Here is a 20,572-nt window from a genome sequence, read left to right as displayed (position 1 = left end):
TGGCTCGCTTCGGTGTTTCGCTCAAAAGTATGATTATTGGGCGCCTGTTTTAACAGAAAGACGCCGGCGGGCAAGCGCCGGCGTTTGCCGTGAAGCTCGAATTCCGCAGTCGGATTACAGCGACGCCAAGACGGTCGGCGCGGCCGGCTTCTTGAACTTCAGCGTCACCACCTTGTAGCCCTCGGCCTCCAGCTTGGAGAGCAGGGTGGGCAACATGGTTGCGGTGCGATTGTGGATGTCGTGCATCAGGATGATGCCGCGTCCGCGCTTGTGGAGCAGGTCGAGCGTCCGCTTGGTGACGGCGGCGGGCGTCGTGTTGAAATAGTCCTTGCTGTCGACATCCACGTCCATGACGACCATCTCCCGCATGGCGATCGCGGCGCGCAGCTTGTGGCTGTCGGCGAGATAGGGGAAGCGGAAGAAGTTGACGTCGACACCCGTGGCCTTCGTCACCGCCGCTTCGCCGCGCATGACTTCCGCCATCGCCATGTCGAAGGTCAGCGCCGCCAGATTGTCGTGCTTGTAGGTGTGGCTGCCGATCGCATTGCCGTCCATCGCAACCTTGCGGGCGAGTTCGGGGTGCAGCGCCGCCATCTCGCCGACCATCATGAAGGCGCCCTTGACGCCGAACTCGTCAAGCGTCGCCAGAACACGGTCGGTGCGGCCGGGGATAGGGCCGTCGTCGAAGCTGAGAATGACTTCCTTGTCCTGCAGCCGGATATCGTGGATCGACGAGACGGTCATGATGCGGCCGGCGAGGTGATGCTGCTTGGCAAATCCACGTGCGCGCGGCTGCTCGGCCGCATCGCCGCCGATCGTGTCCTGCTTGCCTTCAGGCGCCACGATCGACGAGGTCTTGATCGTCTTGTCGGGCGCGGGCTGCTTTGTTGTCTGGCAGCCGGCGAGGGCGGCGGCGCACAGAAGAAGGCCGGAGTAAAAAGCGAAGCGATGCATGAAGAGTGTCTCAACAAATCAGTAATGAATGTTGAGACAACCTTGATGATTATGGTTAACGATCGGTTTCTTTCGACCGTTCGCGCGCTAACAAATGTTAATTTCGAAGCGCTCGACTAACGACTGTGGCTATCCCGCCATAGCCTCTTCGTATTCGGATGAAAGCTCCAGCCATTGCTCTTCGGCCGCAGCCAGTTTGGCGGCCGCTTCGCCGCGCTGCTTTGCCTTCTCCGCGGCCTTCGCCGGCGCCTTCTCGTAAAGCACGGGGTCCGCAAGTTCCGCATCAAGCCCCTGAATCAGTTTCTCCAGCTTCCCCGTCAAGGATTCGATTTCGTTGATCTTTTTCTTGAGAGGGGCGAGCGAGGCGCGCCGGTCGGCATTGAGCTTGCGCTGGTCCGCCTTGGTCGCGGTCTCCTCAGTCACTTGCGGCTTTTCGTCTTTTTTTTTGCCGGAGGCGACGATCAGATCGCGGTACTCGTCCATGTCGCCTTCGAAGGTGGTGACCGTGCCATTGTTGACCAGCCACAGCCGGTCGACGGTCGCCTCGATCAGGTAGCGATCGTGCGAGATCAGGATCACGGCGCCGTCATAGTCGTTCAGCGCCTCAATCAGCGCGCGGCGGCTGTCGATGTCGAGGTGGTTGGTCGGTTCGTCGAGAATGAGCAGGTTCGGCGCATGGAAGGCGGCAAGACCCATCAGCAGGCGCGCCTTTTCGCCACCGGACAGATCCTTGGCGGCCGTTGACATCTTTTCTGTCGCCAGGCCCATCTGCGCGACGCGGGCGCGCACCTTGGCCTCCGGCGCTTCCGGCATCAGCCGGCGCACATGTTCGACCGGTGACTGGTCTGGAATCAGGTCGTCGAGCTGATGCTGGGCGAAGAAGCCGATCTTCAGGCTCGGTGCCAGCTTCACTTCGCCGCTTTCGGCCGCAAGTCTGCCGGAGATGAACTTCGCGAAGGTCGACTTGCCGTTGCCGTTCGAGCCGAGAAGCGCGATGCGGTCGTCATTGTCGATGCGAAGGTTGAGCCCCTTGAGGATCGGCTTGCCCGGCTCGTAGCCGACAGCGCCGCCCGATATGGCGACGATCGGGGAGGCGGGCTGCTTTTCCGGTTCGGGGAATGTGATCGGCTGCACGTGATGCTCGATGACCGAGGCCACCGTGCCCATGCGCTCCAGCGCCTTGACGCGGCTCTGCGCCTGCCGGGCCTTGGAGGCCTTCGCCTTGAAGCGATCGATGAAGCTCTGCAGGTGCTTGCGCGCCGCATCGTTTTTGGCCTTCGCCTTGGTCTGCAACTCGTCGGCTTCCGCCTTCTGCCGCTCGAACTGATCGTAGCCACCGCGATAGAAGGTCAGCTTCTTCTGGTCGAGGTGCACGATCGAGTTGACGGCATTGTTCAGGAGGTCGCGATCGTGGCTGATGATCAGCACGGTGTGCGGATAGCGGCGAACGTAATCCTCAAGCCAGAGCGTGCCTTCGAGATCGAGATAGTTGGTCGGCTCGTCGAGCAGCAACAGGTCGGGCTCGGTAAACAGCACCGAGGCCAGCGCCACGCGCATCCGCCAACCGCCGGAGAAGGACGATGCCGGCCGCGCCTGCGCTTCCTGGCTGAAGCCGAGGCCGGACAGGATGCTGGCGGCGCGTGCTTCGGCCGAATGCGCGTCGATATCGACCAGCCGCATTTGAATCTCGGCGATGCGGTGCGGATCGCTGGCAGTCTCGGCTTCCGCCATTAGCGCGGCGCGTTCCTTGTCGGCGGAGAGCACGATTTCGATCAGCGAATCTTCCGTGCCCGGCGCCTCCTGGGCGACCTGGCCGATCCGTGCATTCTTGGGGATGGTGATCGAGCCCGTCTCGGCCCCGAGATCGCCGGTGATGATGCGAAAGAGGGTGGACTTGCCGGCGCCGTTGCGGCCGACGAGGCCAGCCTTCGTGCCCGCGGGCAGCGAAACGCTGGCATGGTCGAGGAGCAGGCGGCCGGCAATGCGGGCGGAGATATCGCTAATCGTGATCATGCCCGGCGTTTTGGCCGAAAGCCGCGATCAGCGCAAGAGCTTGAAGAGGCCTCTCAGCGCCCGAAGGCCTGCACCGGTAGGCGCCGGTTCGATTGTGCGGCATGCAGCGCGATGCGGGCATTGGCCTGCAGCTGCGAAGCCGTCGCGGCATCGGCGCTCAGGGCAACGCCGAGCGACACCGTCAGCTTGGCGTTCTGTCCGGCGTCCGAGGTCGCGAAGACTACGTTCTCTTCCACGGAATTGCGCAGGCGCTCGGCGATCGCCATCGCCTCCTGCATGCCGACATTGGCGAACAGGAAGGTGAATTCGTCGCCATCAGTGCGGGCCACGAAGTCGTGCTTCTTGATCGACTTGCGGAACAGGTCGGCGAGCTTCTTCAGAAGACGGCTGCCGGTCTGCGTGCCGTAGCGGCTGTTCAGCGCCTTGAAGTCGTCGATATCCATCATGATCAGCGCGCTGCCGGCCGAGCCTTCCTCGCGCTCATAGAGATCGAGCACGGTCTTGTTGAGCGCGGTGCGGTTGGGAAGGCCGGTGAGCCGGTCGGTCGAAGACGCGGTTTGAGCAGCCGCAACGCCGCGCTCAAGCGCTTCCATCCGATCGACGTCATGGCGAAGCTTGGTCTCAAGATCGGTCTCGGCGGTCAGGAGGCCGGCGAGCGAGGTCGACAGGAACTCCATCTCGCTCATGAAGGAGGAAAGGCTCTGGTCCGGGCTGCCGGTGATCGATTTCAGCGCGGTTTCCGCCGCCCGCATGAAGCTCTGCTTCTGCTTTACGCCTGATGTCAGGCGCTCGACGGCATCGCGCATCATCTTGCTCATCTCGGCCTGCGAGGTCTCTCCGACCAGCCCGCAATGGCTGACAAGACGATACTTGAGGCCGAGTTCATCGAGCGATGGCTGGCGCGGTGCCGCGCCGAGCGAGGCGATATCCTGGGCAAGGGCGGCGTTCTGGCCGACGATCGCCTCATGAAACAGCTCGTAATTGCGCGGCAGGCCTGAAACGCCAAGGCGCGTCATGTGCTGGCTGATGCGCTGGATATCCGTGACCGGTGCCGGACGGGATGTCTCGCGTTGCGCCTGCGGGCTCGATGCTGCACTTGCCATGTTGCACTCCTCGCTCGTTGGCCCTGTCCGGCCTCGTTCTCTCCCCTATGCACCGGACTATTTAAGATGCGCTGAATTTGCACCTTTTCCGAGTAAATCCGTTTCCGGGATTTCGCCAACGCGGTTAATGCCGCGTTTCTGTCATGCGCTCAGCCAGCGCTTGCCATCGCTGTGCAGGAAATAGCTGAGATCGAGCGACAGGCTGGGCTTGCCGAGCGAGGTCAGCGTCATGTGGCACTGGCCGCGATGATGCGTCTGGTGGTTGAACAAATGCGACAGCGCCGGCCACAGCGGCTGGGTGATCGCGCCGGGGCGGGTGACAGGGGTATAGGTGAACGTACCCGCAAGCGCCTCGGCATCAAGCGTATCGACCCAGTCGGCGATCCTGCGATCCTCTCGCTCACGCGCGGCACGCAGGCCAGCGAGGTCGTCATAGAGGATGCTGTCGAGCGTCGTCGGCGCGTCGCCCGATCCGGTGAAGCGCTTCATCCAGATACGGTCGGCCGACAGGATGTGGTTGAGCGTTGCGTTGAGCGAGCCGAAGAAGGCGCCGCGGTTTTCCCGGTATTCGGCATCCGTCAGTTCCGAGGCTGCCGCATAGACCTTCCCGTTGGCCCAGCGGTTGTAATCCGCAAACATCGCGTATTGTTTCTGCATTCTGCCCTCCATCTCGTGATCTGTTCTATCCTATGAGGCTTTGCCAGCAATGGCGCTGATGGCTGCATGAAATTCCGTCATCGTCTCGCGCCAAACTGTCCCGCTCTGTGACGGACGCGTGAAATTCGCGCAGCCCCCTTGTTTTCAGCCTATCGGACGGGTAAACACCGCCCACTTTTCCCCGATGAATGAGGATTATTACAATGGCGATTGAACGCACCTTCTCGATGATCAAGCCGGACGCAACGAAGCGCAACCTGACCGGCGCCATCACCAAGGTATTCGAAGACAACGGCCTGCGCATCATCGCCTCCAAGCGCGTATGGATGTCCAAGCGCGAAGCTGAAGGCTTCTACGCTGTTCACAAGGAACGCCCCTTCTTCGGCGAACTGGTTGAAGGCATGACCTCCGGCCCGACCATCGTTCAGGTTCTGGAGGGCGAGAACGCCATCCTGAAGAACCGCGAAATCATGGGCGCCACCAACCCTGCCAACGCTGACGAAGGCACGATCCGCAAGCAGTTCGCTCTGTCGATCGGCGAGAACTCGGTTCACGGCTCGGACGCTCCTGAGACCGCTGTCCAGGAAATCGCCTACTGGTTTGCAGAAACCGAAATCGTCGGCTGATTCAAAAGCTCAGCCCCACGGCTGAACCTTTTGAAATGACTCGAAAAGCCCGGCCACCGCGCCGGGCTTTTTCACGTCTTGGGGCAGGTATCGGCGCTGTCGTAATCGACGGTGCCATCCGATTTGAAGACTTCGGGGTTCTTGGTGTAGAGCGGCCCGACCACCAGCGGCTTGCCCGGCATGATCGACTGATCGACATCCGATGTGACCGTCGTCTTCAGGCTCTGCAGTTCCTTTCCGTCGGCATCGATCAGCCGGATGCTGACGGCGTAGGGCCGGTCCTTCTTGACGCAATGTATCGGCGGGCTTTGCAGGCTGATCTTCTCCCAGGCCGGAAAGATCTTCTCGTTGATCACCAACGGCGCTCCGCCCGCCGGGTTCTCGAACTCGGCGATCGCCACCGCGCCGTCTGGCAGCGGCGCTTTCTTGCTGAGCGTCACCAGATAGGTCGCGATCGCGACGCGATAGTTGAACACGAAGATATGGCCGGTGACCTGCACCAGCGTGTCGCTCTCGCTCTCGCGCTGGCAGCCGGCAAGCACCAGCATCGCCGACATCACGGCCGCTCCGAACGCTCTCATGACCCGTTCTCCTCTTTCCGTCGCCGATAGTGCTTGATCGCCTTGGCCCGGTTGCCGCAGACGGCCATGTCGCACCATGTCCGGCTCCGGTTCTTGCTGCGATCGAGAAAGAGCCAGCCGCAATTGCCGCAGATCTTCATCCGCTCCGGCTCCGGCGAGGCGATCAGCCTCAGCACCGAATGCGCGGTGGCCCGATCGATGCCGGCGGCACCCGAGCTACCACGCAGCACGGCCGCTACCGCATCCAACAGCTCCGCCAACAACTGGTCACTACCACCGGCAAGCACGCGGTCGCGAAAATAGCGATCGGTAGCCTCGCGCAAGGCGATGAACGCAGGCCTGCCATCCGGCGCAACCGGCGCGACGTCACCGAAGATCGCCCGCTCGGCGCAGAAATTCGCAGCCGCCTGCGGAAAGGCATGCAGTTGTGCATCGACGGCAAAGCGATCGATACGGCGCTGTTCGTCATGCCGCAGCACGACGCTGTTGGCGACATCGAATGCCAGTGCGCCGCCGGAAAAGCGGTGAGGGGTCCATGAGAAGGTCATCGTCAAAATATAACTGGTAAAAGCAATTTTGCCAGTTATGATTTCGGCGAAATAGGATATGTCGATGGCCTATCTCTTGCAGCAATTGGCGAATGCGGTGCCGCTGGCGGCCCTTTATGCCGCGCTGGCCTTCGGCTATGCGGTCGCCTTCGGCGTCACCAAGCGTCCCGACATCACCTATGGCGCGCTCTTCGCCTTCTCCGGCCAGATACTGCTGCTCTTCACAGATTTCGGCTACAACAAGCTTTGGCTGGTCTTGCCCGCGGCAATCGCGCTCGGCGCCGCGGCCTCGTTGGTTTACGCGATGGGAGCGGGGGTGTGGATCGGCCGCTCGGTCATGCTGCCGCTGGTGCGCCAGTCCTCGAACACGGTCATCGTCGCCGCGCTCGGCGTCACAATCGTGCTGATGGAGACCGCGCGCCTGGCATCCGACACCCGCAGCCTGTGGCTATCGCCGTTTCTGAATGGCCATGTCGTTTTCTGGCAGAGCGACGGCTTCGAGGTGGTGTTGACCGAGATGCAGTTGATCAACACGGCGCTGATGTGTGGTTTCGTGGCGATCGGCGCCGTGATCCTGAAACGAAGTTCCTGGGGCCGCGCCTGGCGCGCCGTCACCGATGATCCGAAAGCCGCCGAACTCTGCGGCGTCAGCGCCACCAGCGTCTTTCTGATGGCCTACGCCGCCGCCGTCCTGATGGCGACGCTGTGCGGCATCCTCTCCACCGCTTACTACGGCACGATGGATTTCGGCGCCGGGCTGATGTTCGGGCTCAAGGTTCTGATGGTGGCCGCCGTCGGCGGCTATTCGGACCCGCTGAAATCGGCGGGTGGTGCTGCCGGTCTCGGTCTGGTCGAGACGCTGTGGACCGCTTACGGCCCGTTCCTCTGGCGCGACTTCGTGGTCTTTTCGCTGCTTGTGCTTTTGCTGGTGCTCAGCCGGCGCGAACGGGTGATCCCGTGATCACTTCCATTTGTCGCGCGCGGCATCGTCGTGGCCCTTGGCCTCGACCCATTCCCGCGCGACGCCGTCCTTGCCGTGCTCCTTCTTCCAGAAGGGCGCCGACGTCTTCAGAAAATCCATCACGAAATTCGCGCCGTCGAAAGCCGCTTGGCGATGCGGGGCGGCGGCGATCACTAGCACGATATTCTCGCCCGCCGCGATCTTTCCGTAGCGGTGAATGGCGGTCAGGCCGTTGAGCTTGAAGCGCTCGATCGCCATCTCCGCGATCCGCGTCATCTCCGCCTCGGCCATGCCAGGATAGTGCTCAAGCTCGAGTGCATCCAGCGTCCCGCCTTCGTCGCGGCACAGGCCGGAGAAGGTGACCACGGCGCCGATACCCGGCTTTCCCTTGCTCAACAGATCGACTTCGGCCTTAAGGTCGAAATCCTCGCGCTGGACGCGGATGGTGGGGGAGGTCGTCATCCGCCCGTCATCGGCGGAAAGATACCGATCTCCCGGGCATCGCCGATCGGCTCGTCGTGCTCGACATGTTCCTGATCGAGCGCGACGCGGATCACGTCGGGAAACTGCAATGCGGTCTCGTATTCCTCGCCGAGCGTCTTCAGGTGATCGAGAAGATCGGTGACTGTGACGACGGAGGCGGGGAGCGCGATGTCTTCTTCGGCCTTGCCGATCCGCTCACGCACCCAGGCGAAATAGATGAGCTTGGTCATTCGTCGTTTTCCACGATGTGCTTGATGCCGGCGCGGAAGTAATCGTAGCCGGTATAGATCGTCAGGATGGCAGCGAGCCAGAGAAGTCCGATGCCGGTCATCGTGGTGTACGGGAAGATCTCGTCGCCGGCAGGACCCGCGAGCAGGAAGGCGATCGCTACCAGCTGCACCGTGGTCTTCCACTTGGCGATGCGCGTAACGGGAACGCTGACCTTCAGCGCCGCGAGATATTCGCGCAGGCCCGAGACCAGGATCTCGCGGCAAAGGATGGTGATGGCAGCCCAGATCGACCAGCCGGCGATTGTCTGGTCCGCGGCTACGAGCAGAAGGATCGAGGCGACCAGCAGCTTGTCGGCGATCGGGTCGAGCATGCGGCCGATGTTCGACGTCTGGTTCCAGATACGGGCGAGGTAGCCGTCAAGAAAGTCGGTGATCGACGCGATGACGAAGATCCACAGCGCAACCCAGCGGGCCGTATTGCTGATCGACAGTTTTCCTTCCACGAAGAAGCACAGGACGATGAGCGGAACCGCGAGAATGCGGCCGTAGGTCAGCAGGTTGGGGATATTGTATGCGCGCGATGCCATGAAAATCTGTCTCTGATTTGATACGTCCGTAGATGACGGCTTTGACCGCAAAGCGTCAACATTCTTTCTGTTTTTTCGCTGCCTTTGCGTGGAATTTGCGACCGACGCCACCTATTTCGCGGCGTCGTCGTGAAAATGATTGTAAACCTGCTTGGCGACCGTCTCCGAAATCCCCTCGACGGCCATAAGATCCGACAGTGCCGCCCGCGAAACCGCCTTCGCCGTTCCGAAATGCTGGAGCAAGGCACGTTTGCGTGATGGGCCGATTCCACCGATCTCGTCGAGCGGGTTCTTGACCATCTCCTTCTTGCGCCGTGCCCGGTGCGAGCCGATGGCGAAGCGGTGCGCCTCGTCGCGCATACGCTGGGTGAAGTAGAGCACCGGATCGCGCGGCGGCAGCGTGAAGCTCTCGCCGCCGGGCAGGAAGAAGCGCTCGCGCCCGGCGTCACGGTCGACACCCTTGGCGACGCCGATGGCGGTGACGCTATCGGTGATCCCGAGCTCTTCCAGGATCGCCCGCACCGCCGTCATCTGCCCCTGACCGCCGTCGATCAGGATCACGTCGGGCCATGCGGGGAAGGGCATGTCGGCGGCATCCGCTGGAGCTACCGGCTGGCTCCTGTCGGGGATACCTTCTTCCTTGAGCAGGCGTGTGAAGCGCCGGGTCATCACCTCGCGCATCATGCCGAAGTCGTCGCCAGGCGTGATGTCGGTCGATTTGATGTTGAACTTGCGATACTGGCTCTTCACGAAGCCTTCCGGCCCCGCGACCACCATGCCGCCGACGGCATTCGTTCCCATGATATGCGAGTTGTCGTAGATCTCGACGCGCTGCGGCACGTAGGAGAGCTTGAACGTATCCTTGAAGCCTTCGAGCAGCCGCGATTGCGATGCCGTTTCCGCGAGCTTTCGCCCATGCGCCTCGCGCGCATTGCCCATCACGTGATCGACCAGATCGCGCTTTTCGCCGCGCTGCGGCACCAGCACCGAAATCTTGTGCCCCGCCTTTTCGGCGAAGGCTGCGGCGAGCAGCTCCATCTCCTCCACCGTTTCCGAAAGCAGGATCTGCTTCGGCACCGGCTTGTCGTCGTAGAACTGCGCCAGGAAGGCGCTCAGCACTTCGGCGCCCGTCAGTTGCGGGTCGGCCTTGGGGAAGTAGGCGCGGTTGCCCCAGTTCTGCCCGGTGCGGAAGAAGAACACCTGGATGCAGGAAATCCCGCCCTCGTGATAGATCGCGAAGACATCGGCCTCCTCGACACCGGCAGGGTTGATGCCCTGGTGGCTGGAGACATGCGACAGCGAGGCGAGGCGGTCGCGATAAACGGCGGCCTGTTCGAAATCGAGATCCTCGGCCGCCTGGTTCATCGCCTCGGCCATATGCGCTTTCACCTTCTGGCTCTTGCCCGAAAGGAAGTCCTTCGCCTCCTGAACCAGTTCGCCATACCCCGCATCGCTGATCTCATGCGTGCAGGGCGCCGAACAGCGCTTGATCTGGTAGAGCAGGCAGGGGCGGGTGCGCGTCTCGAACACGCTGTCGGTGCAGGTGCGGATCAGGAAGGCGCGCTGCAGCGAATTGATCGTGCGGCCGACGGCGCCTGCCGAAGCGAAGGGACCGAAATAATCGCCCTTGCGGGCGCGCGCGCCGCGATGTTTCAGGATGGCGGGTGCGCGGTGGTCGCCTGATATCAGGATATAGGGAAACGACTTGTCGTCGCGCAGAAGCACGTTAAAGCGCGGCCGCAACCGCTTGATCAGATTCGCTTCGAGCAGAAGCGCCTCGATCTCGGTCCGCGTCGTCACGAACTCCATATGCGCGGTCTGCCGCACCATCTGCGCGATGCGATTGGAGTGCACGCGGCCGAGCGCGTAATTGCTCACGCGCTTCTTCAGGCTGCGCGCCTTGCCGACATAGAGAACGTCGCCGGCCTCGTTGAACATGCGGTAGACGCCGGGGCTGTTCGGCAGCCGCTTGACGAATTCCGCGATCAGGTCGGCGCCGACAAGCCCCGTCTCGTTGCTGCCGCCTTCGTTCCAGTCGATGGCAGAGGCAACCGGCGCGCCAACGGCCGAGGCAGAGCTTTCGCTTTCCAGCTCGATATCGTCGTCGGTCTCGTCATTTTCGTCGTAAAGAACGCCGCCATCCGGCAGCTTCCTTGAATTCATTCCGTAATCTCCGCCACATCGGGCGTCTGCCAGGCAAGATGCTGGCCGCCGTCGAGGGCAATCATTTGGCCGGTGATGGAGGGCGTATCATAGAGGAAGCGGATCGTCCGTCCGAATTCGCCGAATCCCGGCCCCGCCTTCATGATAAGGCCGTCGACCTGCTGCTGGAAGTCCTCTTCGCTCTGTCTAGCACTTCGAACCGTCGGTCCGGGGCCGAGCGCATTGACGCGAATGCGTGGCGCGAAGCTCTGCGCCATCGTCTGCGTTGCAGTCCAGAGCGCCGCCTTGGACAATGTATAGGAATAGAAGCCCGGATTGAGCGCCCAAACCCGCTGGTCGATGATGTTGACGATCAGCCCCGCGGCACCCTTGGGCAGCTGTTCGGCAAAGGCGGCAGACAATATGGACGGCGCGCGCACGTGCAGCGCGAAATGGTCGTCCCAGGCTGAAGCGTCAAAGTGGTGCGCCGAATCATTATGGAAGGCCGAGGCGTTGTTGACGAGCAAATCGAGCGGCCCAAGCGCCTCAAACGCCTTTTTTATCAGTCCGTTGGTGTCCTCGACATTCTTCAAATCGGCGTGAAGCGCTATCGCGTTTTTGCCCTCTCGCCGCAATTCCGCCGCAAAATTTTCCGCCTCGGCGATGGAACCATTCGCGTGGATCGCAACCGAGAAGCCGCTCGCTGCAAGATCTTCGACTATCGCACGACCTATTCTCTTGGCCGACCCTGTCACCAACGCTGTTCGAAGTCTTGTCTCGCTCAAAATCCTGCCTCTTCATCCCGCAAATCTCTGCGGTGCTTATATAGGCGGCCGATCAGATCTTATAAATAGGCGTCTTGATTGCGCACAGAACTTGGATATTGTGCGTATTATTTAAGAATATAATTCGATAAAATAAGTATTCATGATTTAACGCTTGGTTAGGGTTAATGAATTGTTTGTTGCGATAAAGCAACATCGAATTTCAGCCACCGCTAAGCCACAATCAAATCACATTTTGGCTCTTCCAAATCCTCATTTGCGCATCAATTTCCCTCTCGATCCGAAAGGGACATGCGTAATTGCTCGCGAATGCTTCACGTTAACACAGTTGATGAAGGGCGCGGGTTCGATAAGGAGATGAGTATGCGTACGTTTATTGCTAGCCTGTTGGTTTCGACCGTTGCCCTTGGTGGCTTTTCCGCTGCTTACGCGGCTGATGCCATTGATCAGATCCCGGAAGCTCCGGTCGCCCAGAACGATGTTGCACCGACCGGCAACTGGCAGGGCTTCTACCTCGGTGGCGCCGGCACCTACAACATGGGCGGCTTCGCTCACGACTACAACGCGCGCGCTTTCGGCGGTCAGATCTACAGCGGCTACAACTGGCAGCAGGGCCAGATCGTATACGGTGTCGAAGGTGACATCGGCTACTCCGGCGCTGACGGCGCTGTCGACGGCGGCACTGCCAAGAACGAAGTCAACGGCTCGATCCGCGGCCGTATCGGTTACGACCTGAACCCCTTCCTGCTCTATGGTACGGCTGGTCTGGCCGCCACCAAGAACAAGTTCAGCAACGCCGCTGGTTCTGACAGCGACAGCGCTCTGGGCTACACGGTCGGCGCCGGTGCCGAAGCCATGGTGACCAACAACATCACGGCTCGTATCGAATACCGCTACACCGACTACCAGAAGAACGACTTCAACGTCGGCGGCGCGAACATCTCGCGCGGCTATGACGAGCACAGCGTCAAGGTCGGTATCGGCATGAAGTTCTGATCAGCCGATCAGGGAAATGAAAAAAGCCGGAGCATCGCTCCGGCTTTTTTGTTGCGTTTCGTTTGTTGGGGGGCCGTCATTCCCCCTTGGGGAAGTCCGTCGACACCGCGAGTTCCCGCCATGCGGCCAGTTCCTCGGCAACGCTTGCGTTCTTCTTCTCGATCGCAGCCACCGTGTCGCTGCCGAAGGGCATGCGCAGCGGCGGATTGTCGGAATGCGCCAGCGTGATCATCGCCTTGGCGAAGCGGGCAGGGTCGCCTGGCTGCTGGTGGTTATGGATGGCGGCAAAATCGCGCATCGCTCCCACAGGTGTCTCGGCGTAGTCGGCGATCGAGCTTGGGCTGACCGACAGCGAGGTTTCGTCGAGGAAGTCGGTGCGGAAGAAGCCGGGCTCGACGACCGTCGCCTTGATGCCGAGCGGCGCGACCTCGGCGGCAAGCGCCTCCGTCAATCCTTCGACCGCGAACTTGGTCGAGCAATAGACGCCCCAGCCGGCATGCGAGACATAGCCGCCGATCGACGAGATGTTGAGGATATGGCCGGAACGCTGGCGGCGCATATGCGGCAGCACCGCGCGCGTCACCTTCAGCAGGCCGAAGACATTGGCCGCGTAGAGCTTCTCGATCTCGTCGTTGGTCGCCTCTTCGACGGCACCCAGCAGGCCGAAGCCGGCATTGTTGAGCAGGATATCGATCCGGCCGAAGCGCTTGACGGCCTGCTCGGCGGCGGCGTGCGCCGAGGCTTCATCCGTCACATCAAGCGCGACCGTCAACAGATTCGAATGATTCTGGAATTTCTCCTGCAGACCTTTCGGGTTGCGCGCCGTGGCGACGACCGCGTCACCGGCATTGAGAGCTTCCTGGGTGATAAGGGCGCCGAAACCGCGCGACGCACCAGTGATGAACCAAACACGCATGACCTTTTCCTTTCGGGTTGTGATTTGCTGACACCCCGAAACTAGCCTATGCACATAGGTGAGAGAATTTACCTTATACTCCATGAGCTAGTGAGAAATACTCATCAATGAAGCGTGTGCGCTCGACCGATCTCGCCATTTTTCTCGCCATCGCCAGTCACCGAAGCTTTCGCAAGGCCGCCGTCGAGCTCGCCGTTACGCCCTCGGCGCTGAGCCATGCGCTGAGAGCGATCGAGGAGCGGCTGGAAGTCCGCCTCGTCAACCGCACCACCCGTGGCGTGGCTCTGACGGAGGCAGGCGAGCGGCTTTTCGATCGCATTCGGCCGGCCTTTCTCGATATCGACGCCGCGCTGGATGATCTCGACACTTTCCGCGGCCAGCCCTACGGCAAGCTGCGCATCAACGCGCCGCGCGCTGCAGCCAAGCTGGTGCTGCTGCCGATCGTCTCGCGTTTCCTGAAAGCTCATCCATCCGTCGAGGTCGATATCGTCATCGATGATGCCCTTATCGACATGGTCTCCTCAGGCTTCGATGCGGGCATACGCTTCGGCGAAAGCATCGCGGCGGATATGATCGCGGTCCCCATCGGTCCGCGCCACAGCTTCGCCGTCGTCGGTACGCCGGGTTACTTCGAGGGCAGGGGCAGGCCGCAGACGCCGCATGATCTGAAAGACCACGTCTGCGTCCGGTTCCGCTTTGCCGGCGGCGCCTTCTATCATTGGGAATTCGAACGCGGCGGCATCGAGTTGGAAATCGAGGTGCGGGGCGCGCTCACGCTAGGCGATCAGGACATCATGCGCGACGCCGTGTTGCAGGGCGACGGGCTGGGCTACCTGTTCGAGGATCAGGTGCGTGACGAGATCGAGATTGGCAAATTGGTGCGGGTGCTTGAGGATTGGTGCCCCTATTATCCAGGCTTCTTCCTCTATTATCCGAGCCGCCGGCAGCTGCCGACGGCTTTGCGCGCCTTCATCGATTTCGTGAAAGCGGAGCGCGATCGCGCTCAGCCCTGAGGCTTGAGTTCCGCATAGGCAGGGAACTTCTTCTCGAAGGTCCGGAGCCAGCCGATCAGCTCGGAGTGCTCGGCTTCCCACTGGCCATGAAAGCGCAGGTCGAGATAGCCAAGCGTTGCCGCCAGCGCGAAATGGCCGCCATGCAGCTTCTTGCCGATCTTTGGCAGGTGGACGCTCAGGTGATTGAGGCCGCTCACGACCTTCTTCCACTGCCGGTCGATCCAAGGCTGGTGGATCTTCTCCTCGTCGCGGAAGCGGCGCTCGTAGACGATGGCGAGCAGGCAGTCGCAGATGCCGTCGCAAAGCGCTTCCAGCACCTCTGCTTCCGTCCGCTTGCCGTTCTTCGACGGATAGAGCTGCTTGCCCTTGAGGCGGCCGAAATAGTGCATGATCGCGACGCTGTCGAAGACAGACACACCGTCATCCGTCAGCACGGTCGGGATCTTGCCCAGAGGATTGTTATCGACGAGGATCGCCGGCCCGGCATTGGTGTCGACGCGGATCTCGGTCGCGTCGAGTTCGAGATAGCGCGCGGCCATCCTGACCTTGCTGGAATAGGGGGAGGCGGGCGCGCAAAGGATCTTCATCGTCGGTCTCTTTCAAAATGCCTGGCAACGGACTTGGAATGTGGCCGGACTATTTCGCGCGGGAAAGAGTCGGTCAATCCTCTTTCACGGCCTTGTTTTCACCGCGCAGCCAGAACGCCCGGTGCGAGGCATAGCGGTCCTGCGCCATATGATCTTTCAGCGCCGGCAGCAGCTGGTGCAGCTCGTCCTTCAGTGTGTAAGGCGGGTTGACGATGATCAGCCCCGAGCCGGTCAGTCCGGTCACCATCCCGCGGTCGCTGCGCACGGTGAGTTCGGCGCAGAGTGTCTTCGGAATATCCAGCGCCTGCAGCGCCTCGTGGAATTCCTTGATCGGCGCACCCTTCTTGATCGGATACCACAGGCAATAGGTGCCGCCGGGAAAGCGGCGATAGGCCTTGGCGAGACCATCGACCAGCCGCTCGTATTCGCCGCCTTCCTCGAAGGGTGGATCGACAAGCACGATGCCGCGCTTCTCCTTCGGCGGCAGATGTGCGCCGAGCGACAGCCAGCCGTCGAGTTCGGTGATGCGGGCATGATGGTCGCCCTCGAACAGGCGATGCAACCGCTGGAAATCCTCTGGATGCAACTCCATCGCCGACAGCCGGTCCTGCGGCCGGAAGAGCATGCGCGACAGCTTCGGCGAGCCGGGATAGTAACGCATGCCGCCGTCAGGATTGAGCTCGCGGATCGCGCTCAGATAGGGCTCGAGCAGTTCGGCCACCTGCGGCGAAAGCTCGGCTTCCATGATCTTGCCGATCCCGTCGCGCCATTCGCCTGTTTTCTGCGCCTCTTCCGAGGAGAGATCGTAGAGCCCGATGCCGGCATGCGTATCAAGCACGCGGAAGCCCGCATCCTTCTTCTGCATGTAGCGGACGAGACGCGCGAGGACCGCGTGCTTCAGGACATCGGCAAAATTGCCCGCATGGTAGATGTGGCGGTAGTTCATTTTCGCTGATGCCTACATGAATTCGCGTGGGGGACGTCGTTTCCGGCTTTTGGCCGGTTTCCGGTTGGAATATAGAAACTCCATGAACATTGCGACCCCCATCGAAGCCAAATCCCCGAAGTCCTCAGTCCGGATCGGCCACACTGCCTGTCCGCACGACTGTCCCTCCACCTGCGCGCTGGAGGTGGAGGTCACCGACGATGGCAGGATCGGCCGCGTGCGTGGGGCAAACGACCACAGCTACACCTCTGGCGTCATCTGCGCCAAGGTTGCCCGATATGCCGAGCGTCTCTATCATCCCGACCGCCTGATGCACCCGCTGCGCCGCAAGGGCGCCAAGGGGGCGGGGGAGTGGCAGCAGATCTCCTGGGACGACGCGCTGGATGAGATCGCCGAAGCCTTCGTCAAGGCCGAGGCAAAGGATGGCAGCGAGGCGATCTGGCCCTATTACTATGCCGGCACCATGGGTTGGGTACAGCGCGACAGCATCGACCGCCTGCGCCACGCAAAGCGCTATTCCGGCTTCTTCTCGTCGATCTGCACCAACCCGGCTTGGACCGGCTTCACCATGGCGACAGGAGTCTTGAGAGGCCCGGATCCGCGCGAAATGGCACGCACTGATTGCGTGGTCATCTGGGGCACCAACGCGGTCGCCACGCAGGTCAACGTCATGACCCACGCGATCAAGGCGCGCAAGGAACGCGGCGCCAGGATCGTCGTGATCGATATCTACGACAGCCCGACGATGAAGCAGGCCGACCTGGCGCTCATCCTCAAGCCGGGCACCGATGCAGCGCTTGCCTGCGCCGCCATGCACATCGCCTTCCGCGACGGCTATGCCGACCGCGCCTACATGGCGAAATACGCCGACGATCCCGCCGGCCTCGAAGCGCATCTGAAGACCAGGACGCCCGAATGGGCCGCCGCCATCACCGGGCTTTCGGTCGAGGAAATCGAGGCCTTCGGCAGGCTCGTCGGCACCACCAAGAAGACCTTCTTCCGTCTCGGCTACGGCTTCACCCGCCAGCGCAACGGCGCGGTCGCCATGCATGCGGCGGCCTCGGTCGCCACCGTTCTCGGCTCCTGGCAATATGAAGGCGGCGGCGCCTTCCATTCGAACAGCGACATCTTCCGCATGAACAATGCGGAACTGACCGGCAAGTCGATGAAGGATGCCGATATCCGCATGATCGACCAGTCGCAGATCGGCCGCGCCTTGACGGGCGATGCCGTGGCGCTGCGCCATCGCGGCCCCGTCACCGCCATGCTGATCCAGAACACCAACCCTGTTAATATCGCGCCCGAGCAGCGGCTGGTGAAGCGCGGTTTCGCCCGCAACGATCTTTTCGTCGCCGTCCACGAGCAGTTCATGACCGATACCGCCGAGATGGCCGATATCGTCATCCCCGCCACCATGTTCGTCGAGCATGACGACATCTACCGCGCCGGCGGCCAGAACCACATCCTGCTTGGCCCGAAACTGGTCGAGCCGCCGGAGACGGTACGCACCAATCTCTTCGTCATCGAGGAACTCGCCAAGCGCCTCGGCGTCTCCGACCGGCCGGGCTTCGGCTTCACGGCGCGCGAGATGATCGACCGCGTTCTCCAATCGAGCGAACTGCCCGGCTATGATCATTTCCTCGAGCACAAGTGGTTCGATCGCCAGCCGGATTTCGATGACGCCCATTTCCTCAACGGCTTCGCCCACGCCGACGGCCGCTTCCATTTCCGCCCCGACTGGCGCAACCAGCCGGCGCCGAACCGCCCGCCGGAGGCCGTCGGCCTGCTCGGACCTTATCCGGAGCTGCCGGCGTTCCCGGATCAGGTCGACGTGATCGAAGTGGCCGATGCCGAGCACCCGTTCCGCCTCGCCACATCGCCCGCCCGCAACTTTCTGAACTCCAGCTTCGCCGAGACCAAGACCTCGCGTCAGAAGGAGGGGCGGCCGGAACTGATGATCAATCCCGTTGATGCGGAAGCCCAAGACATCGCCCACGGCGATCTCGTCCAGGTCGGCAACGTCAGAGGCGAGGTGCGCCTGCACGCCAAGCTGACGACAGAGGTCAAGCCGGGCGTACTGATCGCCGAGGGCCTGTGGCCGAACAAGGCGCATGTGGATGGCGAAGGTATCAACGTTCTGACCGGCGCAGACCCCGTCGCGCCCTATGGCGGCGCTGCCGTCCACGACAACAAGGTTTGGCTTCGCAAGGATGCGGCATGACGAAATTTGAAAAGGCGAAGGCCGAGATCATCCAGGAACGGACGCTCTCGGATGGCTGGACGCGGCTCAGCACCTACGAGGTCGATTACACCAACTCCGACGGCGAAACGCACCGCATCCACCGCGAGATCTACCACCGCACTCCCGCCGCCACGATCCTGCTGCATGACCCAAAGCGCGACACCGTCGTTCTCGTCCGCCAGTTCCGTATGCCCGTCTATCTCCACGGCGAGCCGGCCTGGATACTGGAGACGCCCGCCGGCCTGCTCGACGGCGATGAGCCGGAAGCCGCCATCCGCCGCGAAGCCATCGAGGAGACTGGCTTCCGCGTCCGCGATGTCCGCTTCTTGTTCAAGGCCTACAGCTCCCCCGGCGCCAACGCCGAGCTCGTCCACTTCTTCGCGGCCTCGATCGACACCGAAGACCGCGTCTCCGAAGGCGGCGGGTTGGCCGAGGAGCATGAGGACATCGAAGTCGTCGAAATCCCGCTGGAAGAAGCGATGAAGATGATCGCCACCGGCGAGATAATCGACTTCAAGACGATCATTCTGCTGCAATGGGCGGCCCTGAACAGGGCTGCCTTGAATAAGCCCTGAGACGTTCATTCGCATGTCATGAATCGGGGCTATCGGCTCCAGCCTGTCATAATTGCCTGATATGAGGAGTAAGCCGATGTGGCTCAGCAATTTCACGATCGTTCTGCCGGATGAGGTCGTGAACAACGGCTCGCTGCGCATCGAGGATGGCGTTATCGCCGAGATACGCCCGGATACGGTCGCCAATGCCGCAATCGATGGCGAAGGCCGCCTGCTGATGCCGGGGTTCGTCGATCTTCACGGCGACATGATCGAGCGCGAGATCGCGCCGCGCCCCAACGCCATGATGCCGATCGGCTTCTCCATCCACGAGCTCGACAAGAAGCTCGCGGCTCACGGCGTGACGACCGCCTATGCCGCCGTCTCCTTCGCTACCGAAAGCGTCTACGGCCATGTCCGCTCGCTGGAAACCACCTGCGCCGTCATCGAGGGCGTGAGCCGCTTCAAGGACAGCCTCCTGATCGATCACCGCGTTCACGCGCGCTATGAGATCACCAATGTCGGCGCGGCGCCTGCGCTCGAAAAGCTGCTGGATGCCGGCCATGTCGACATGGTGTCGCTGACCGATCACACACCGGGGCAGGGCCAGTATAACGACATCCAGAGCTATATTCTAAGCATGGCCGAACGCCGTGCCATCTCCGAGGAAATGGCAGCCGAGATGGTGGCCAAGCGCATCGCCATGCGTGACAATCCGGAGATCGAGACCAGGCTTCGCCACATCGTCGACTTGTCGCTACGCCACAAGCTGTCGCTCGCCTCGCATGACGACGACAGCGCCGAGAAGGTGGCTGAGATGCACGAGATGGGCGTCACGATCAGCGAATTCCCGGTAACGCTGCCGGCCGCCGAAGAGGCACGCCGCCGTGGCCTCTGGACGCTGATGGGTGCGCCGAACGCGCTGCGCGGCCAGTCGATGTCGGGTAATCTCAGCGCGCTCGATGCCGCCCGCGCCGGCGTCCTCTCCGTCATCGCCGCCGACTATCACCCGGCTGCCTTCGTTCCCGGCATCTTCAAGATCGCCGAGGCCACCAACCTGCCGACCGCCGTCGCCATGGCAACGAAAAACGCCGCCCGCTCCGCCGGTCTCACCGACCGCGGCGAAATCGCCATCGGCCAGCGTGCCGATCTGGTTGTCGTCGAAGCCGGCGACATCCACCGCATCCGCGCCACCTTCCGCGGCGGCCGCTTCGTCTACAGCGACGGCACGCTGCACCAGCCGCGGGCGATTGCGGCGTAAGGGTTGATACGATCAAGCGAGCAGCGGTACGTCTTCGCGTGCTGCTGCCTCGATCAGTTGCTTGTCCAAAGTGGCGAGCGGCAGCTTCGTTAGAATTGCCGATGATAGGTAAGCCGCGTCATAGCCGACCGGTCGCCTTCCACTCCGCAATTTCTTCCTGTGTGATGCTAGGGATGGTTTTCCGGAAGGCAAGGATTGCCTCGACCACTTGCCTGCGCTTCTCGTGATCCGCCACGACAGGGGCCAACCTCGCCACCGGTAAACCATCGCGCAGGATAACGACCTCCTCGCCGGCTTCGACCTTGGCAAGAAGTTCGGGAAGGCTCGCTTCATCGATATTGACGGTAACAGTCATGGCGTCGCTCCGTGGGCCACGCACATGATGAT

General features: G+C 61.9%; 22 protein-coding genes. 7 read left to right on the top strand and 15 right to left on the bottom strand.

Annotated elements, in window-relative coordinates; genetic code table 11:
* Positions 1-114: 114 nt before the first annotated feature.
* The 4 genes from ACCD05_RS02675 to ACCD05_RS02660 form a co-directional block, all read right to left on the bottom strand.
* Positions 115-954: a polysaccharide deacetylase family protein gene (locus ACCD05_RS02675; protein ID WP_413391003.1), complete on the bottom strand. Its 840-nt coding sequence runs from the start codon at positions 952-954 to the stop codon at positions 115-117.
* Positions 955-1,083: 129 nt separating this feature from the next.
* Positions 1,084-2,967, bottom strand: a complete 1,884-nt coding sequence (locus ACCD05_RS02670; RefSeq protein WP_413391001.1) for an ABC-F family ATP-binding cassette domain-containing protein — start codon at positions 2,965-2,967, stop codon at positions 1,084-1,086.
* Between the two features lie 53 nt (positions 2,968-3,020).
* Positions 3,021-4,070, bottom strand: a complete 1,050-nt coding sequence (locus tag ACCD05_RS02665) for a GGDEF domain-containing protein (RefSeq protein ID WP_181459185.1) — start codon at positions 4,068-4,070, stop codon at positions 3,021-3,023.
* 141 nt (positions 4,071-4,211) lie between these two features.
* Positions 4,212-4,727: a DinB family protein gene (locus ACCD05_RS02660; RefSeq protein ID WP_413390998.1), complete on the bottom strand. Its 516-nt coding sequence runs from the start codon at positions 4,725-4,727 to the stop codon at positions 4,212-4,214.
* 203 nt (positions 4,728-4,930) lie between these two features.
* Here ACCD05_RS02660 and ndk point away from each other — a divergent pair, with 203 nt between their 5' ends.
* Positions 4,931-5,353, top strand: a complete 423-nt coding sequence (gene ndk / locus ACCD05_RS02655; protein WP_018898730.1) for a nucleoside-diphosphate kinase — start codon at positions 4,931-4,933, stop codon at positions 5,351-5,353.
* Between the two features lie 71 nt (positions 5,354-5,424).
* Here ndk and ACCD05_RS02650 read toward each other — a convergent pair whose 3' ends face one another.
* Complete coding sequence (locus tag ACCD05_RS02650) at positions 5,425-5,934, bottom strand: hypothetical protein (RefSeq protein WP_413390996.1); 510 nt, start codon at positions 5,932-5,934, stop codon at positions 5,425-5,427.
* Positions 5,931-6,482, bottom strand: a complete 552-nt coding sequence (locus ACCD05_RS02645) for a CGNR zinc finger domain-containing protein (protein WP_413390994.1) — start codon at positions 6,480-6,482, stop codon at positions 5,931-5,933. The genes ACCD05_RS02650 and ACCD05_RS02645 overlap by 4 nt, the downstream gene beginning before the upstream one ends.
* A 64-nt stretch (positions 6,483-6,546) precedes the next feature.
* On the opposite strand from ACCD05_RS02645, the gene ACCD05_RS02640 reads away from it, so the two are divergent.
* Positions 6,547-7,443, top strand: coding sequence for a branched-chain amino acid ABC transporter permease (locus ACCD05_RS02640; protein WP_413390992.1), 897 nt, complete (start codon positions 6,547-6,549; stop codon positions 7,441-7,443).
* Here the strand turns inward: ACCD05_RS02640 and ACCD05_RS02635 are convergent, their stop codons facing one another.
* From ACCD05_RS02635 to ACCD05_RS02615, 5 genes are all read right to left on the bottom strand, one after another.
* Positions 7,444-7,905 (bottom strand): molybdenum cofactor biosynthesis protein MoaE, encoded by a 462-nt coding sequence (locus ACCD05_RS02635; RefSeq protein WP_413390990.1) that lies wholly within the window; start codon positions 7,903-7,905, stop codon positions 7,444-7,446.
* Positions 7,902-8,156 (bottom strand): molybdopterin converting factor subunit 1, encoded by a 255-nt coding sequence (gene moaD / locus ACCD05_RS02630; protein WP_047513275.1) that lies wholly within the window; start codon positions 8,154-8,156, stop codon positions 7,902-7,904. The genes ACCD05_RS02635 and moaD overlap by 4 nt, the downstream gene beginning before the upstream one ends.
* Positions 8,153-8,743 (bottom strand): CDP-diacylglycerol--glycerol-3-phosphate 3-phosphatidyltransferase, encoded by a 591-nt coding sequence (gene pgsA / locus ACCD05_RS02625; RefSeq protein ID WP_018898724.1) that lies wholly within the window; start codon positions 8,741-8,743, stop codon positions 8,153-8,155. The genes moaD and pgsA overlap by 4 nt, the downstream gene beginning before the upstream one ends.
* 111 nt (positions 8,744-8,854) lie before the next feature.
* Positions 8,855-10,906: an excinuclease ABC subunit UvrC gene (gene uvrC, locus ACCD05_RS02620; RefSeq protein ID WP_413390987.1), complete on the bottom strand. Its 2,052-nt coding sequence runs from the start codon at positions 10,904-10,906 to the stop codon at positions 8,855-8,857.
* Positions 10,903-11,670: an SDR family oxidoreductase gene (locus tag ACCD05_RS02615; RefSeq protein ID WP_413390985.1), complete on the bottom strand. Its 768-nt coding sequence runs from the start codon at positions 11,668-11,670 to the stop codon at positions 10,903-10,905. Before ACCD05_RS02615 ends, uvrC begins: the two co-directional genes overlap by 4 nt.
* A gap of 363 nt (positions 11,671-12,033) precedes the next feature.
* On the opposite strand from ACCD05_RS02615, the gene ACCD05_RS02610 reads away from it, so the two are divergent.
* Positions 12,034-12,666, top strand: a complete 633-nt coding sequence (locus tag ACCD05_RS02610) for an outer membrane protein (RefSeq protein WP_113008486.1) — start codon at positions 12,034-12,036, stop codon at positions 12,664-12,666.
* Positions 12,667-12,742: 76 nt separating this feature from the next.
* Here ACCD05_RS02610 and ACCD05_RS02605 read toward each other — a convergent pair whose 3' ends face one another.
* Positions 12,743-13,582, bottom strand: coding sequence for an oxidoreductase (locus tag ACCD05_RS02605; RefSeq protein ID WP_413390983.1), 840 nt, complete (start codon positions 13,580-13,582; stop codon positions 12,743-12,745).
* Between the two features lie 107 nt (positions 13,583-13,689).
* Between ACCD05_RS02605 and ACCD05_RS02600 the strand changes: the two genes are divergently transcribed.
* Entirely contained in the window at positions 13,690-14,595 is a 906-nt protein-coding gene (locus tag ACCD05_RS02600; RefSeq protein ID WP_413390979.1) for a LysR family transcriptional regulator, read from the top strand.
* On the opposite strand, the gene ACCD05_RS02595 is transcribed toward ACCD05_RS02600, so the two are convergent.
* Together ACCD05_RS02595 and ACCD05_RS02590 are read right to left on the bottom strand one after the other, a co-directional pair.
* Positions 14,586-15,182, bottom strand: a complete 597-nt coding sequence (locus tag ACCD05_RS02595; protein WP_018898719.1) for a glutathione S-transferase family protein — start codon at positions 15,180-15,182, stop codon at positions 14,586-14,588. The two genes, ACCD05_RS02600 and ACCD05_RS02595, sit on opposite strands and share 10 nt — an antisense overlap.
* Positions 15,183-15,255: 73 nt before the next feature.
* Positions 15,256-16,128 (bottom strand): 23S rRNA (adenine(2030)-N(6))-methyltransferase RlmJ, encoded by an 873-nt coding sequence (locus ACCD05_RS02590; RefSeq protein ID WP_413390977.1) that lies wholly within the window; start codon positions 16,126-16,128, stop codon positions 15,256-15,258.
* Between the two features lie 16 nt (positions 16,129-16,144).
* Here ACCD05_RS02590 and ACCD05_RS02585 point away from each other — a divergent pair, with 16 nt between their 5' ends.
* The 3 genes from ACCD05_RS02585 to ACCD05_RS02575 all read left to right on the top strand — a co-directional run bounded on the left by ACCD05_RS02585 (position 16,145) and on the right by ACCD05_RS02575 (position 20,185).
* Positions 16,145-18,349 (top strand): molybdopterin-dependent oxidoreductase, encoded by a 2,205-nt coding sequence (locus ACCD05_RS02585; protein ID WP_413390975.1) that lies wholly within the window; start codon positions 16,145-16,147, stop codon positions 18,347-18,349.
* Positions 18,346-18,945: an NUDIX domain-containing protein gene (locus ACCD05_RS02580; RefSeq protein ID WP_413390973.1), complete on the top strand. Its 600-nt coding sequence runs from the start codon at positions 18,346-18,348 to the stop codon at positions 18,943-18,945. The genes ACCD05_RS02585 and ACCD05_RS02580 overlap by 4 nt, the downstream gene beginning before the upstream one ends.
* Positions 18,946-19,021: 76 nt before the next feature.
* Positions 19,022-20,185 carry an alpha-D-ribose 1-methylphosphonate 5-triphosphate diphosphatase gene (locus tag ACCD05_RS02575; RefSeq protein ID WP_413390971.1) on the top strand — a complete coding sequence of 388 codons (1,164 nt, stop codon included), beginning with the start codon at positions 19,022-19,024 and terminating at the stop codon, positions 20,183-20,185.
* A 118-nt stretch (positions 20,186-20,303) separates the two neighbouring features.
* On the opposite strand, the gene ACCD05_RS02570 is transcribed toward ACCD05_RS02575, so the two are convergent.
* Positions 20,304-20,540 (bottom strand): type II toxin-antitoxin system Phd/YefM family antitoxin, encoded by a 237-nt coding sequence (locus tag ACCD05_RS02570; RefSeq protein ID WP_413390969.1) that lies wholly within the window; start codon positions 20,538-20,540, stop codon positions 20,304-20,306.
* Positions 20,541-20,572 lie beyond the last annotated feature (32 nt).

Origin of the sequence: Rhizobium sp. Rhizsp42, assembly GCF_047304155.1 — a bacterium.
GTDB lineage: Bacteria > Pseudomonadota > Alphaproteobacteria > Rhizobiales > Rhizobiaceae > Rhizobium.
The sequence above is the reverse complement of the archived record's forward strand: the minus strand, read 5'-3'. Positions and strand labels throughout refer to the sequence as shown.

What these genes read in the sequence shown, in the direction of transcription:
- ACCD05_RS02675 (WP_413391003.1), bottom strand. Translation starts at nt 954, where the DNA reads ATGCATCGCTTCGCTTTTTACTCCGGCCTTCTTCTGTGCGCCGCCGCC.
- ACCD05_RS02670 (WP_413391001.1), bottom strand. Translation starts at nt 2,967, where the DNA reads ATGATCACGATTAGCGATATCTCCGCCCGCATTGCCGGCCGCCTGCTC.
- ACCD05_RS02665 (WP_181459185.1), bottom strand. Translation starts at nt 4,070, where the DNA reads ATGGCAAGTGCAGCATCGAGCCCGCAGGCGCAACGCGAGACATCCCGT.
- ACCD05_RS02660 (WP_413390998.1), bottom strand. Translation starts at nt 4,727, where the DNA reads ATGCAGAAACAATACGCGATGTTTGCGGATTACAACCGCTGGGCCAAC.
- ndk (WP_018898730.1), top strand. Translation starts at nt 4,931, where the DNA reads ATGGCGATTGAACGCACCTTCTCGATGATCAAGCCGGACGCAACGAAG.
- ACCD05_RS02650 (WP_413390996.1), bottom strand. Translation starts at nt 5,934, where the DNA reads ATGAGAGCGTTCGGAGCGGCCGTGATGTCGGCGATGCTGGTGCTTGCC.
- ACCD05_RS02645 (WP_413390994.1), bottom strand. Translation starts at nt 6,482, where the DNA reads ATGACCTTCTCATGGACCCCTCACCGCTTTTCCGGCGGCGCACTGGCA.
- ACCD05_RS02640 (WP_413390992.1), top strand. Translation starts at nt 6,547, where the DNA reads ATGGCCTATCTCTTGCAGCAATTGGCGAATGCGGTGCCGCTGGCGGCC.
- ACCD05_RS02635 (WP_413390990.1), bottom strand. Translation starts at nt 7,905, where the DNA reads ATGACGACCTCCCCCACCATCCGCGTCCAGCGCGAGGATTTCGACCTT.
- moaD (WP_047513275.1), bottom strand. Translation starts at nt 8,156, where the DNA reads ATGACCAAGCTCATCTATTTCGCCTGGGTGCGTGAGCGGATCGGCAAG.
- pgsA (WP_018898724.1), bottom strand. Translation starts at nt 8,743, where the DNA reads ATGGCATCGCGCGCATACAATATCCCCAACCTGCTGACCTACGGCCGC.
- uvrC (WP_413390987.1), bottom strand. Translation starts at nt 10,906, where the DNA reads ATGAATTCAAGGAAGCTGCCGGATGGCGGCGTTCTTTACGACGAAAAT.
- ACCD05_RS02610 (WP_113008486.1), top strand. Translation starts at nt 12,034, where the DNA reads ATGCGTACGTTTATTGCTAGCCTGTTGGTTTCGACCGTTGCCCTTGGT.
- ACCD05_RS02605 (WP_413390983.1), bottom strand. Translation starts at nt 13,582, where the DNA reads ATGCGTGTTTGGTTCATCACTGGTGCGTCGCGCGGTTTCGGCGCCCTT.
- ACCD05_RS02600 (WP_413390979.1), top strand. Translation starts at nt 13,690, where the DNA reads ATGAAGCGTGTGCGCTCGACCGATCTCGCCATTTTTCTCGCCATCGCC.
- ACCD05_RS02595 (WP_018898719.1), bottom strand. Translation starts at nt 15,182, where the DNA reads ATGAAGATCCTTTGCGCGCCCGCCTCCCCCTATTCCAGCAAGGTCAGG.
- ACCD05_RS02590 (WP_413390977.1), bottom strand. Translation starts at nt 16,128, where the DNA reads ATGAACTACCGCCACATCTACCATGCGGGCAATTTTGCCGATGTCCTG.
- ACCD05_RS02585 (WP_413390975.1), top strand. Translation starts at nt 16,145, where the DNA reads ATGAATTCGCGTGGGGGACGTCGTTTCCGGCTTTTGGCCGGTTTCCGG.
- ACCD05_RS02580 (WP_413390973.1), top strand. Translation starts at nt 18,346, where the DNA reads ATGACGAAATTTGAAAAGGCGAAGGCCGAGATCATCCAGGAACGGACG.
- ACCD05_RS02575 (WP_413390971.1), top strand. Translation starts at nt 19,022, where the DNA reads ATGTGGCTCAGCAATTTCACGATCGTTCTGCCGGATGAGGTCGTGAAC.
- ACCD05_RS02570 (WP_413390969.1), bottom strand. Translation starts at nt 20,540, where the DNA reads ATGACTGTTACCGTCAATATCGATGAAGCGAGCCTTCCCGAACTTCTT.